Origin of the sequence: Streptomyces sp. MMBL 11-1, from assembly GCF_028622875.1 — a bacterium.
In the GTDB taxonomy this organism is placed as follows: Bacteria; Actinomycetota; Actinomycetes; order Streptomycetales; family Streptomycetaceae; genus Streptomyces.
In genome coordinates this window covers 4,485,357-4,497,180 of sequence record NZ_CP117709.1, presented here as the reverse complement: position 1 = coordinate 4,497,180, position 11,824 = coordinate 4,485,357, and the positions used below count along the sequence as shown (strand labels likewise).

At 71.4% G+C, this 11,824-nt stretch carries 14 protein-coding genes; 12 read left to right on the top strand and 2 right to left on the bottom strand.

Annotated features, from left to right (window positions below; genetic code table 11):
* The first annotated feature begins 16 nt into the window (after positions 1 to 16).
* The 7 genes from PSQ21_RS19795 to PSQ21_RS19765 all read left to right on the top strand — a co-directional run bounded on the left by PSQ21_RS19795 (position 17) and on the right by PSQ21_RS19765 (position 5,843).
* Positions 17 to 493 carry a DUF2771 domain-containing protein gene (locus PSQ21_RS19795; RefSeq protein WP_274031957.1) on the top strand — a complete coding sequence of 159 codons (477 nt, stop codon included), beginning with the start codon at positions 17 to 19 and terminating at the stop codon, positions 491 to 493.
* A gap of 52 nt (positions 494 to 545) precedes the next feature.
* Positions 546 to 1,241 (top strand): futalosine hydrolase, encoded by a 696-nt coding sequence (locus tag PSQ21_RS19790; protein WP_274031956.1) that lies wholly within the window; start codon positions 546 to 548, stop codon positions 1,239 to 1,241.
* A complete protein-coding gene (locus PSQ21_RS19785) occupies positions 1,231 to 2,100 on the top strand; it encodes a 1,4-dihydroxy-6-naphthoate synthase (protein WP_274031955.1) in 870 nt (289 codons plus the stop codon). The genes PSQ21_RS19790 and PSQ21_RS19785 overlap by 11 nt, the downstream gene beginning before the upstream one ends.
* Positions 2,101 to 2,249: 149 nt before the next feature.
* Complete coding sequence (locus PSQ21_RS19780) at positions 2,250 to 2,693, top strand: hypothetical protein (RefSeq protein WP_274031954.1); 444 nt, start codon at positions 2,250 to 2,252, stop codon at positions 2,691 to 2,693.
* A gap of 57 nt (positions 2,694 to 2,750) precedes the next feature.
* On the top strand, positions 2,751 to 4,202 hold the full coding sequence (locus PSQ21_RS19775) for a hypothetical protein (protein ID WP_274031953.1): 1,452 nt from the start codon (positions 2,751 to 2,753) through the stop codon (positions 4,200 to 4,202).
* 9 nt (positions 4,203 to 4,211) lie between these two features.
* Complete coding sequence (locus PSQ21_RS19770; RefSeq protein WP_274031952.1) at positions 4,212 to 4,823, top strand: hypothetical protein; 612 nt, start codon at positions 4,212 to 4,214, stop codon at positions 4,821 to 4,823.
* A 180-nt stretch (positions 4,824 to 5,003) separates the two neighbouring features.
* A complete protein-coding gene (locus PSQ21_RS19765; protein ID WP_274031951.1) occupies positions 5,004 to 5,843 on the top strand; it encodes a histidine kinase in 840 nt (279 codons plus the stop codon).
* 223 nt (positions 5,844 to 6,066) lie between these two features.
* Here the strand turns inward: PSQ21_RS19765 and PSQ21_RS19760 are convergent, their stop codons facing one another.
* Positions 6,067 to 6,450 (bottom strand): cold-shock protein, encoded by a 384-nt coding sequence (locus PSQ21_RS19760; protein ID WP_015610403.1) that lies wholly within the window; start codon positions 6,448 to 6,450, stop codon positions 6,067 to 6,069.
* A 186-nt stretch (positions 6,451 to 6,636) separates the two neighbouring features.
* On the opposite strand from PSQ21_RS19760, the gene PSQ21_RS19755 reads away from it, so the two are divergent.
* The gene (locus PSQ21_RS19755; protein WP_097868492.1) at positions 6,637 to 6,876 is read left to right on the top strand and encodes a hypothetical protein; all 240 of its coding nucleotides are present in this window, start codon (positions 6,637 to 6,639) and stop codon (positions 6,874 to 6,876) included.
* Between the two features lie 12 nt (positions 6,877 to 6,888).
* On the opposite strand, the gene PSQ21_RS19750 is transcribed toward PSQ21_RS19755, so the two are convergent.
* Complete coding sequence (locus tag PSQ21_RS19750) at positions 6,889 to 7,563, bottom strand: HAD family hydrolase (protein WP_274035846.1); 675 nt, start codon at positions 7,561 to 7,563, stop codon at positions 6,889 to 6,891.
* A 212-nt stretch (positions 7,564 to 7,775) separates the two neighbouring features.
* Between PSQ21_RS19750 and PSQ21_RS19745 the strand changes: the two genes are divergently transcribed.
* From PSQ21_RS19745 to PSQ21_RS19730, 4 genes are read left to right on the top strand one after another with little or no spacing between them, the layout of a single operon-like run.
* A complete protein-coding gene (locus PSQ21_RS19745) occupies positions 7,776 to 8,816 on the top strand; it encodes a FecCD family ABC transporter permease (protein WP_274031950.1) in 1,041 nt (346 codons plus the stop codon).
* On the top strand, positions 8,813 to 9,889 hold the full coding sequence (locus PSQ21_RS19740) for a FecCD family ABC transporter permease (RefSeq protein WP_274031949.1): 1,077 nt from the start codon (positions 8,813 to 8,815) through the stop codon (positions 9,887 to 9,889). Before PSQ21_RS19745 ends, PSQ21_RS19740 begins: the two co-directional genes overlap by 4 nt.
* A complete protein-coding gene (locus PSQ21_RS19735; RefSeq protein WP_274031948.1) occupies positions 9,886 to 10,758 on the top strand; it encodes an ABC transporter ATP-binding protein in 873 nt (290 codons plus the stop codon). The genes PSQ21_RS19740 and PSQ21_RS19735 overlap by 4 nt, the downstream gene beginning before the upstream one ends.
* A gap of 1 nt (position 10,759) precedes the next feature.
* Positions 10,760 to 11,734 carry an ABC transporter substrate-binding protein gene (locus tag PSQ21_RS19730; RefSeq protein ID WP_274031947.1) on the top strand — a complete coding sequence of 325 codons (975 nt, stop codon included), beginning with the start codon at positions 10,760 to 10,762 and terminating at the stop codon, positions 11,732 to 11,734.
* Positions 11,735 to 11,824 lie beyond the last annotated feature (90 nt).

Sequence of the window (11,824 nt, the reverse complement as noted above, 5' to 3'; positions counted from 1 at the left end):
CGATAGCCTTCGGCCCATGACCGTTGCGTTCTTCTCCGGTAAGGGCCGTCGAATCGGCGTCGCTCTTGGTGCCGTGTCCGCGGGACTCCTTGTCCTGTCCGCCTGCGACAAGCCGACGCCGCTCGCCACCGTGACGGTCGGCAGCGACTCGGTGAACAGCGAGGCCGCCTGCTACAACGACGGCGATGCGATCAAGGAGTCCCTGATCCAGGGCTGCCTGAACAAGAAGGCCGAGAAGACCATCAAGGTCTCCATGGACGACAAGGTCCGCTTCGGCGTCGACCCCGAGATCGCCGAGAACGGCTGGACGCTCTTCATCAACGGCCAGCAGGCCGAGCAGGAGCCGTACGAGAAGACCTACCGGACGATCCCCGGCAGCGCCTTCTTCGCCAGCCAGATGGGCAAGCCGTCCGAGAAGACGAACATCTCCATCGTGGAGACCAAGGGCAAGAAGCTCACGGGCATCTGGCAGTTCGAGCTCAAGAAGGACTGACCCGCTCGACCGAGAGCGACCTTTCCCCGTCCTCGACCCTGAGGCTGTATCCGTGCGTGTGCTGGTCGTGACCGCTGTCCCCGTGGAACGGGACGCGGTCACGCGTGCGTTCGGGGGCACGCCGGAGACCGTGGCGCTGCCGGGGGGCGAGCTGCACCGCGCCGGTGCGTTCGACGTCCTGGCGGGCGGTGCGGGCCCGGCCGCCGCCGCGGCGGCCACCGCCTTCGCGCTGGCGTCGGCGTCCGCGCCGTACGGGCTCGTCGTCTCCGCCGGGATCGGCGGGGCGTTCACCCCGTTGACGCCGCTCGGCTCGCTGGTGGTGGCGAGCGGCATCGTGGCCGCCGACCTGGGCGCCGACACCCCGGGCGGTTTCCTGCCGGTCACCGCGCTCGGCTTCGGCCGGGACCGCTTCGCCCCGCCGCCCGCGCTCGTACGGCGGGTGGCTGCCGCGACGGGCGGCGCCGCGGGGCCCGTGCTCACCGTCTCCACCGTGACCGGCACCGCCGAACGCGCCGGGGACCTCCTCGCCGCGCACCCGGGGGCGCTGGCCGAGGCGATGGAGGGCTTCGGGGTCGCGGAGGCCGCGGCCCGGGCCGATGTGCCCGCACTGGAGCTGCGGGCCGTGTCGAACGCCGTGGGCCCCCGTGACCGGGACGCCTGGCGCATCGGCGACGCGCTGGCGGCGCTCACGGACGCGTTCGGGAAGAGCGCACTCGTACTGGAAGGTTGGAACCGGCATGACCACTGAAGCGAACCCGGACCCGATCGAGATCGCCTTCTCCCCCTGCCCCAACGACACCTTCGTCTTCGACGCCTGGGCGCACGGCAGGGTCCCCGGCGCGCCCGCGCCCGCCGTGACCTTCGCCGACATCGACGTCACCAACGGCATGGCCGAGCGCGGTGAGCTGGACGTCCTGAAGGTGTCCTACGCCGTGCTGCCGTGGGTGCTCGACGACTACGCGCTGCTGCCGTGCGGCGGGGCGCTGGGCCGGGGCTGCGGTCCGCTGGTCCTCACCAAGGAGCTGGGCCTCGACCTGACCGGCCGGACCGTCGCCGTGCCGAGCGAGCGCTCGACGGCGTACCTGCTGTTCCGGCTCTGGGCGGCCGAGATGGTGCCGGGCGGCGTCGGCGAGGTCGTGGTGATGCCGTTCGACGAGATCATGCCCGCCGTACGGGACGGCAAGGTCGACGCCGGCCTGGTCATCCACGAGGCCCGTTTCACGTACCGGAACTTCGGTCTGCACAACCTCGCCGACATGGGCCGGCACTGGGAGGACACCACGGGACTCCCGATCCCCCTCGGCGCGATCATCGCCAAACGCTCCCTCGGCGAGGAGACCCTGCGACGCCTGGCCGACACGATCCGCAGCTCGGTCCGGCTGGCCTGGGACCACCCGGAGGTCTCCCGGCCCTACGTCCTGGAGCACGCCCAGGAGATGGACCCGGCCGTGGCGGACCAGCACATCGGGCTGTACGTGAACGAGTTCACCGCCGACCTCGGCGAGGACGGCTACGCGGCGATCCGCGGCCTGCTGACCCGCGCGGCGGCCGAGGGACTGGTACCGCCGCTGGGCCCGGACGCGCTGGCGTTTCCCCCTGCCGGCTGATTCCCGCACACGCGTCGCCGCACGGCCACATCGTCACATCGTCCACATGTCGAACTGATCGCCGAACGGCCGTGGCCTGAACTCGTCGTCGAACATAGACTCTGGCACCCGACGCATGACGTACAACGACGCACCATGGGGGCACCGGGATGGGATGGGGACAAGCCGGAGTCGGGCCGATCGACGAGCACGGCGACGGAACGTCGACGTCCATGCGGCTCAACGGGATCCCCGAAGAGGACCGCGGTCCCTCTCCGCAGGCTCCGGGCAGCCGCCCCGACCTGGCGTCGACACCGGCCCAGAAGCGCGCCGCGGCGGGCACCATCGCGACGGAGCTCCAGCCCGACACCAAGAAGGCGGGCAACCGGCCCGACGAGTCGATGACCACCGCGATCAGCGCGTTCTCCGGCTGGGCGACGGGTTCGGGGCTGAAGAAGGTACACACCACCTGGGAGAGCCAGGTCAAGACACTCCTGGGACGCCTGAACTCGGAGAAGAGCGCGCTCGGTTCGGCGGCGAGCATCCTCGTCACCACGGACGTCGACCGCGGTACGAGCATCAGCAGCATCCCGTCGAGCCTCAACTCGTACTGACACGGACGAGTTTCCACACCACGTGACGCGCCCATGCCTTCCGGGGGACGAACCAGCATGCTGACGTACTACGAGATCATGACCACCGACCTCGGCGGGCTGAACTCCGCCGCCGACAAGTGGGACGAAACGGCCACGGAGTTCGGCAAGGTCGAGAAGCGCTACCGCGACAGCGTGCAGAAGATCACCCTGGACGACTCCTGGCTCGGCGAGAGTTCCGCGCGGGCGCAGATCAAGTTCACCGCGACGCGCTACGAGTACCAGGCCGCGCAGATCCAGGCGAAGGCCACCGCCACCCTTCTGCGCAACGCCCACACGCAGTTCGTCGAACTCGTGAAGCAGCTGAAGACCGCTCGCGCCGACGCGATCCGGGCGGGCATGAAGGTCTCGGAACAGGGCAACGTCGCGTTCGACTACACCACGCTCACCGAGGGGGAGCGCGCCGCGACCCGCAACGATCCCGACTACGCGGCGAGTATCCGCGAGAGCGAACAGTCCTGGGCCGACCACATCAAAGCCTGTGTCAAGGCCGTCGACGACGCCGACACCGACCTCAAGAAGGATCTGGAGGCGGTGGTCAAGGACGGCAAGGGCGGCAAGAACGACGCGACACCCGGCACCGGCTTCAACGGCGGTGCCGAAGCGGTGGCGAAGGCCGACGGGCAGCAGAAGCAGGACCGCCTCGACCTGGCATGGCTGGAGAAGCGGGACAACGAGACCCTCGACGACTACATCAAGCGCCTGCAACGCGACGGGATGACACGTCTGACCGGCAACGCCGAGCTGGCGAAGCTGGTGTCGCAGGTGTCGAACGGCGCCATCACGGTGGGCGCGTTCGCCGGCGCCCTCACGGCGTCCGGTCTGTACTCCTACAAGTTGGTCAAGGCGCTGAAGGGCGCGGAGACCCACGCGCCCGGCACGCTCATCAGCCGCGTCGTCAACACGCGTCTCGCGGGCGCGGTGCCCGGAAGCATGCTCAGCCGCGTCCCCCCGGGCATGGTCACGGCGCTGACGGGGTCGGACGAGGCCGCGATGCTGGGCGGCTTCATGCGCAACGGTTCCTTCTTCATGCCCACGGCGTCCGAGGCCAACCTGGCCCGGGTGGCCTCGCAGGGCGGCTTGGCGAACGCCGCGAAGGCGGCCGGCTGGATACGCGGCGCCGGCGTGGTCGGCGGTGTCGCGTCCACCGCGTACGGCATCGCCAACCTCGCGACGTACGACGCCGACATGATCAAGGAGAACCCGTCGAAATTCGCGACCGACCTGACCGGCACCGCGTTCAGCGCGTCGATGACCGCCCTGACCGTGGCGCCCAACCCGGTGACACTCGGTCTGGCGGTCGGCACCGGGCTGGCCTATGGAGGTGCGCTGATCTGGGACAACCACGAGGCCATCGGCAAAGGCCTCTCGGAGGCCGGGGACTGGGTCGGCGACCGGGCGTCGGACGTCAAGGACGGCATCACCGACGGGGCGAAGAAGCTGGGCAGTGCCCTCAATCCGTTCGACTGAAGGAGACCGATGCACAGCACCACGGCCCCGTTCACCCTGGAGTCCTGGAAGGAGGGCCGCACCCACGAGCGGCGCGCCGGATTCCGCGGCACAGTGCCGGAGTTCGGTGACATCGTCCTGACCGCCCCGCTGCCGAGGAAGACCACCCCCGGCAGCATCGTCTCCGAGGTACGCGGCCCCTCGATCCCCACCGCGACGTTCGAGACCCGCGGCATCCACACCGAAGCCGCTGACCTTCCCACGCTCAACCGGGCGACGCTGCGGGTCGGCGACGCCCTGGTGCGGCTGGAGCGCGACCGCTTCGGTCTGACGCACCGGGCGCGCGCCCTGCGGTTCAGGTACGGCGGCGACCGCTACCGGCTGTGGGCGGTGAACCGGAAGCAGTTCGTGCTGGTCCGTGAGGCCGACGACGAGGACCCCGGCGTCTCCCTGACGGCGAAGCAGTCCGGGATCGGCTCCGGCCGCAGGCTGGCGGTACGGACGACGGGCCGGGCCGTCGCCGCGGACATCGCGCTCATCACGCTGTTCGCCGGTGTCGACCGGGCCCCGCTGACCCGCGGCGGGGCGGTGCGGTCGGCCCTGGGCAGGTCCACCCGGCTCTTCGCGGAGAGCCAGTACTGACGGCCTCCGCCGACACCGACACCGACTCCGACGCCGACACCGACACCGACACCGACACGCAACCGGGAGACGTGCCCGGCACGGCCCACGCACCCCGCCGTCCGATGACCGATGACCGATGACCGATGACTGACGATCGATGACTGACGACCGACGACCAGTAAGCGAGTGACCGCCCTCATGCCTTCGTACGACATCACCCGGCCCCGTTTCCGGCTCGCCGACGAACACGTCATCGTTCTCACCGAGCTGGCGACCGGGCAGCCGGCTCCCGAGGGGTACGGCACGGCCCGCGAGGAACTGCGCCGGTGCGGACTGCTCAGCGGGGCCGACACCCTGTCCGTGCTGCTGGTGCCCGTGATGAAGACGCTCATCGACCCGGTGGTCGTTGTCTCCCTGGAATCCACCGGCCGCCAGGGCACCCTCAACCACGGGCTGATCATCGGCCAGGATCACGTGGTGGCGCACCAGTCCTGGCCCGGCGAGCGAGAGGCCGAGTACGCGCTGGTCGAGCCGAAGATGATGGTCTGGGCCATCGCGAACATGGTGGGCCTCCAGCACTCGGGCGGTGTGACCGATGAGCGTCCGGCTCTCGTCGAAACGACGATGGAGACGTTGGAGGAGGGCATCGGAAGCCTGGCGGACGTCCCCGCCGACGCCTCCGGGGAGCAGGAGCGGGAGCACATCCGCCGTGCCCTGGCGTCGACCGGGAATCTGGAGGGGTCGGCGCTCGTCCGCTTCGCGGACATGATCGGCGAGCTGCGGTCGAGCTGGCGGCTGACGGCGGCCTGGCGTGGCCGCGACGGCGGCGAGGACGGCGTCACGGCCCGTGGCTTCGGCGTCTGGGACTGCGGACCGCTGGGGTACTGGCACCGTGAGCTGCCCGCCGAACCGGTGGCGCAGGGACAGGTGGGTCCCGGCAGTCCGGTACGTCTGGCCCGGACCGACGCGAAGCGGATCTGGGGAATGATCACGGACGTTCTGCCGGCCGAGGGCGAGATCAGGAGGGCGGGGCTCTAGCCGAGACCCGGCCCCGGGCGTCCGGACCCAGGAGGCCCGGCCCTGGGCGTCCGGACCCAGGAGACCCGTATCCCCGGCGTCCGGGTCCAGAAGACCCGATCCCGGGCGTCCGGACTCAGCAGGTCCGATCCCGGGCGTCCGGGTCCAGGGTGGGGAAGGGGCCTCGGGGGCTGAAGATCCCGCTCACGCGGTGTGGCTGTTCAGCCCCCGGGGGCGCCTGTGCTTATACGTCCAGCTGGTCGGCGACCGCCCTCAGCAGGCCCGCGATCTTCGCGCCGGAGGCCTTGTCGGGGTAGCGGCCCCGCTCCAGCTGCGGCGTGATGTTCTCCAGGACCGTCGTCAGGTCCTGCACGATCGACGCGAGCTCGTCCGGCTTGCGGCGCTGCGCGGCCGCCACGGACGGGGTGGGGTCGAGGACCACCACGGAAAGGGCCTGGTCGCCGCGCTGGCCCGCGACCACGCCGAATTCCACGCGCTGGCCGGGCTTGAGGGCGTCGACTCCGGCAGGGAGAACCGACGAGTGGACGAAGACGTCGCCGCCGTCGTCGCGGGAGAGAAAGCCGAAGCCCTTCTCGCTGTTGAACCACTTGACCTTGCCGGTGGGCACGTCTGTCCTCGTCCTCGTACTCGTCGGTGTGCGGAAGAGCCGGTCTCCCCGGTCTCCCAGGGAAAACGGCTCCGGATAGCAGTACAGCGGGTCACCGTGACCCGCCCGGTCCCAGGCTAATGGCCCCAGGGCCGGTGACAAGACGTCGCCGGAGAGTTCCTCCGGGCTGGGAACTACCCTGGTCGCGTGAGTACTACTCCTTCAGGCGCAGGTGACCGGCTGGTTCAGGTCGGCGCGATCGTCTTTTTCGTCGGCGCACTGGCCACTCTGGTCACAGTCGCCCCACTTTTCCTGGGCACGGACCCGTTCCCTCCCATCGCGTACGCGGTCTGCATGCTGATGGGTGTCGGGTTCCTGATCGCCGGGGCGGGCGTCGTGCGCTCGGCCTGGATCAACTCCCCGAAGCGGGCCGCGAACCGCGCCTGACACCCCGCCGCGTCACGCCTCCCGGTCCGCCTCGAAGGCCGCCAGCCAGGCCGGGAAGCCCGTCAGGTCCTCCAGCACCACATCCGCGCCCGCCGTCCGCAGCTCCGCCGCGTCGCACGGGCCCGTCGTCACGGCGACCGACAGCGCTCCGGCCGCCCGGGCCCCGCGTACGTCCCCGGTGTGGTCGCCGACGTACACCTGCGCGCCGTGCTCGCGCAGCGCCTCGCCCTTGGCCTCCGCCCACAGCCAGCCGACCACCGTGTCCGGCTCGATGCCGAGGTGGGCCAGGTGCAGCTTCGCGTTCGGCTCGTACTTCGCCGTGACGACGATCGCCCGGCCGCCGAGCGCCCGCACCGCGGCCACCGACTCCCGCGCCCCGGCGAGGGCGGTGCTCGGGGCTATCGCGTGGTCGGGGTAGAGCTCCCGGTAGCGGTCCGCCACGGCGGGCACCCGGTCGGCCGGGAACCAGTGCGCCAGTTCCGTCTCCAGCGGCGGGCCGAGCCGGTTCACCACCAGGTCGACGTCGATCTCCACCCCCGTCTCGGCGGACAGGACCCGGAAGGCTGCGGCGATGCCCGGCCGGGAGTCGACGAGCGTCATGTCGAGGTCGAAGCCGACCGTCAAGGGGCGCCGGGAGGAGGGCTGAGGTGCGCGCTCGAACGGGTGCCGGGGAGCGTTCTGGTCCATGGAAGACATGCCGCCATTGTGCCGACCGGCCGGGGGCGGCCCCAAAGCCCCCGTCGGCCCCAAAGCCCCCGTTGGGCTCGAAGCCCCCGTCGGGCTCGAAATCCAGCCGCCTAGACTGAAGTGCGCACTTAGCCAAGCCTTACCGTCCTGGCTCCGCGCCCCAGCTTTCCCCTCCCGTTCCATAACGTCCGCGTCCGTCCCGATTGGGTGAAATGTCAGCGTCAGCGCCCGTGCGGACCGCCGCGCCACCTCGTACGCCCCGCCTCTCCCGACGCGCTGCCTCGGTGGCCGCGGCCGTGCTCGCCCTGCTGCTGGCGGTCCTGCTGAGCCTCGCCGTGGGGGCGCGTTCCATCCCTCCGGGCGAGGTGTTCGACGTCCTGCTGCACGGCGGGCACTCCGACGCCGCCGAGGTGATCCGCTCGATGCGGGTGCCGCGCACCCTCATCGGGCTGATGGTCGGCGCGGCACTGGCCCTCGCGGGCACGGTGCTCCAGGGGATCACCCGTAACCCCATCGCCGACCCCGGCATCCTCGGCATCAGCCAGGGCGCCTCGGTGGCGGTGGTGATGGCCATCGCGTTCGCGGGGGTCCACACGCTCACCGGGTATGTGTGGTTCGCCTTCGGGGGCGCGGCGATCGCCTCGGTCGGCGCCTACGCCATCGCCTCCAGCGGGCGCGGCGGCGCGACCCCGGTGAAGCTCGCGCTCGGCGGTGCGGCGATCAACGCGCTGCTGGCGTCGGTGACGGTGGGGATCCTCACGACGAACGCCGCCGCGCTGGACGAGTTCCGCTTCTGGCAGGTGGGCTCGATCGCGGGGCGGGAGTCGGACGTCGTCCAGCAGGTGTGGCCGTTCCTCCTCCTCGGCGTGGCCCTCGTGCTCTCCGTCGCCCGAGGCCTGGACGCGCTCGCGCTCGGCGAGGACGTGGCGAAGGGGCTCGGGCAGAACGTCGCGGCGGTCCGGATCGTCGGCGGCCTCGGGGCGACCGTGCTGACCGGGGTCGGGGTCGCCGCCGCCGGGCCGATCGCGTTCATCGGCCTCGCCGTCCCGCACATCGCCCGCGCCGTCGTCGGCAACGACCACCGCTGGGTGCTGCCCATGGCCGCGCTGATCGGGCCCGTGATGCTGCTCGTCTCGGACGTCGTCGGCCGGATCGTGTTCCCGCCGGGCGAGGTCCCGGCGGGTGTGATGACGGCCCTGATCGGGGTGCCTTTCCTGGTCGCCCTCGTACGCCGGAAGGCGGTGCCCGCATGAGCGAGACCTCGACGGCCGTACGGGTCCGGCCCGCCGGCTACTCCGTCGTGCGGGCCGGGCCGCGCGGCCGGTTCCTGCTGCACCGGCGGGCCTCCGTCGTGGCGATCGCCCTGGTTGTGCTGCTGGCCGCCGTCTGCGTCGGCTACCTCTGCGTCGGGGAGAGCTTCGTCGCACCCGGCGAGGTCGTGAAGGTGATCCTCGGGCAGCCGTCCTCGGCCGAGCTGGTCGTGGGCACGCTGCGGCTGCCGCGCATGGTCGTCGGGCTGCTGGTGGGCGCCGCGTTCGGGATCGCCGGGGCGCTGATCCAGACGGTGGCCCGCAACCCGCTGGCCAGCCCCGACATCATCGGCATCAGCCAGGGCGCCAGCGCGCTCACGGTCGGCGCGATGACCTTCGGCATCACCTCGTACACCGTCCTGCCCTACCTCTCCGTCGCCGGCGGCATCGCGGCGGCGGCCCTCGTCTACGTCTTCGCGTGGCGCGGCGGCCTGCACGCCACCCGCTTCGTGCTCATCGGCATCGGCTTCGCCATCGCGCTGCGGTCGGTGACCACGCTGTTCCTGACCAAGGGCGACTACCTCGTCGCCCAGCAGGCGCAGATCTGGATGACCGGTTCGCTGAACGGCCGCGGCTGGCCGGAGGCCGCCCCGATCGGCTGGGCGCTGCTGATCCTGCTGCCCGCCATCGCGTGGGCGGCCCGCGCGCAGCGCACCGTCACGATGGACGACGACACCGCCACCGCGCTGGGCGTGCGCCTGGGGCGCGTACGGCTCGGGCTGGTCGCGCTCGGCGTGGTCCTGGCGTCCGTGGCGACGGGCACGGCGGGCCCGGTGGACTTCGTGGCGCTGCTCGCCCCGCAGATCGCCCGCCGGCTGACCCGGACCGCGCAGATCCCGCTGCTGTCCTCGGCGCTGCTGGGCGCGGTGATCGTCGTCCTCGGCGACCTGCTCGCCCGCAAGCTGTTCTCGCCCACCGAACTGCCCGTGGGCGTCCTCACGGCGGCGGTCGGCGCCCCGTACCTGATCTGGCTGATCATCCGCGGTCACCGCGGCCGCAGTGGAGGCACCGCATGAGCCCGAGCCCGACGACCGACACGGCGCAGCGGACCGGCAGGCTCGCCGCGCGCTCGCTGACCCTCGCGTACGAGGACCGCACCGTGGTCCACGAACTGGACCTCACCGTGCCCGACGGGCAGGTCACCGTCATCGTCGGCCCGAACGCCTGCGGCAAGTCCACCACCCTGCGGGCGCTCGGCCGGCTGCTGAAGCCGCACGGCGGGGCGGTCCTGCTGGACGGCACGGAGCTGGCGCGGATTCCCACGAAGCAGATCGCCCGGTCCATCGGGCTGCTCCCGCAGACCCCGGTCGCGCCCGAGGCGATCACCGTCTCCGATCTGGTCGCGCGGGGCCGCCAGCCGCACCAGAGCTGGTGGCAGCAGTGGTCGGAGGAGGACGAGCGGGCGGTGACCGACGCGATGGCCCGTACCGACGTCACGGCGCTGGCCGACCGGTCGGTGGACGAGCTGTCGGGCGGTCAGCGTCAGCGGGTGTGGATCGCGATGGCGCTGGCCCAGGAGACGGACCTGCTGCTGCTCGACGAGCCGACGACGTATCTCGACATCGCGCACCAGGTGGAGGTCCTCGACCTGGTACGCCAGTTGGCTTCCCCCTCGGCCGACGGCACCCGGGGCCGCACCGTCGTCACCGTCCTCCACGACCTCAACCAGGCCGCCCGGTACGCGGACCGTCTGGTCGCCATGAAGGAGGGCCGGATCGTCGCCGAGGGCCGGCCCGGGGACGTCGTCACCGCCGAGCTCGTCGCCGAGGTCTTCGGCCTGGAAGCGGTGATCGTCCCGGACCCGGTGACAGGTTCGCCACTCGTCGTCCCGAGCGCCCCCTGGGCCCCGCCCCCGGTGGCCTCCCCCTCCCAGAAGGATCTGTGACATGACCCCCCTCCTCCGCGACCGCCGAGCCCTCGTCGCCGGCTCCCTCGCCGTGACCGCCGCGCTCGCCCTCGCCGGGTGCGGCTCCTCCGACCCGGCATCGGAGCCCTCCGGCTCTTCCGCGAAGACGCGCACCGTCTCCACCGCGAACGGGGACGTCAAGGTCCCCGTGTCTCCGAAGCGGGTCGTCGTCCTGGACTCCGGCGAGCTGGACTCCGCGATCACCCTCGGCGTCCGGCCGGTCGGCGCGACGCACTCGGCGTCCGAGGACGCCTTCCCCTCCTACCTCCCCGCGAGCGAGACGAAGGACATCACGCCGGTCGGCGAGATCGCCAACGCGAACATGGAGTCCGTCGCCGCGCTGAAGCCGGACCTGATCCTCACCAGCAAGGTCCGTGACGGGGACCGCTACGAGCAGCTCAGCAAGATCGCCCCGACCGTGATGACGGAGGCGACCGGCAGTGCCTGGAAGGAGAACTTCCAGGTGCACGCGGAGGCGCTCGGCAAGCAGGCCGAGGCCAAGAAGGTCCTCGCCGCCTACGACACCCAGGTGGCGAAGGTGACGGAGGCGCTCGGCGGCAAGGAGAAGGCCGCCGCGACGGACGTCAACTTCGTCCGCTTCGTCGAGGGTGCCGAGATCCGTATCTACGGCAAGCAGAACTACATCGGCTCGATCCTCGCCGACATCGGCACCGGCCGCCCCGCCATCACGGACAAGGCGAAGGACGGGTTCTCGTACGACGTGTCGCCCGAGAAGATCGACCTGGCGGACGCGGATGTCATCTTCACGTCGACGTACGGCGACCCGGGCAAGGCCGGGACGACGAAGACGATGAACAGCGGCCTGTGGAAGGGGCTGAAGGCGGCCAAGAACGACAAGGTCTTCAAGGTCGACGACCGCTTGTGGATCTCGGGCATCGGCTACACGGCCGCCGGCAAGATCCTGGAGGAGTTCGAGACCAGCATGACGGAGTAGCCCTCACCCAGCCCCTCGCCAGCCCCCAGCCCTTCGCCCAGCTCTTCGCCGGGGCGGCCCGCGAGGTCTTCGTCCAGCCCGGCGCCGGGA

Coding starts and splice junctions, on each gene's coding strand:
- PSQ21_RS19795 (WP_274031957.1), top strand. CDS start 17: ATGACCGTTGCGTTCTTCTCCGGTAAGGGCCGTCGAATCGGCGTCGCT.
- PSQ21_RS19785 (WP_274031955.1), top strand. CDS start 1,231: ATGACCACTGAAGCGAACCCGGACCCGATCGAGATCGCCTTCTCCCCC.
- PSQ21_RS19780 (WP_274031954.1), top strand. CDS start 2,250: ATGGGATGGGGACAAGCCGGAGTCGGGCCGATCGACGAGCACGGCGAC.
- PSQ21_RS19775 (WP_274031953.1), top strand. CDS start 2,751: ATGCTGACGTACTACGAGATCATGACCACCGACCTCGGCGGGCTGAAC.
- PSQ21_RS19770 (WP_274031952.1), top strand. CDS start 4,212: ATGCACAGCACCACGGCCCCGTTCACCCTGGAGTCCTGGAAGGAGGGC.
- PSQ21_RS19765 (WP_274031951.1), top strand. CDS start 5,004: ATGCCTTCGTACGACATCACCCGGCCCCGTTTCCGGCTCGCCGACGAA.
- PSQ21_RS19750 (WP_274035846.1), bottom strand. CDS start 7,563: ATGGACCAGAACGCTCCCCGGCACCCGTTCGAGCGCGCACCTCAGCCC.
- PSQ21_RS19745 (WP_274031950.1), top strand. CDS start 7,776: ATGTCAGCGTCAGCGCCCGTGCGGACCGCCGCGCCACCTCGTACGCCC.
- PSQ21_RS19740 (WP_274031949.1), top strand. CDS start 8,813: ATGAGCGAGACCTCGACGGCCGTACGGGTCCGGCCCGCCGGCTACTCC.
- PSQ21_RS19735 (WP_274031948.1), top strand. CDS start 9,886: ATGAGCCCGAGCCCGACGACCGACACGGCGCAGCGGACCGGCAGGCTC.
- PSQ21_RS19730 (WP_274031947.1), top strand. CDS start 10,760: ATGACCCCCCTCCTCCGCGACCGCCGAGCCCTCGTCGCCGGCTCCCTC.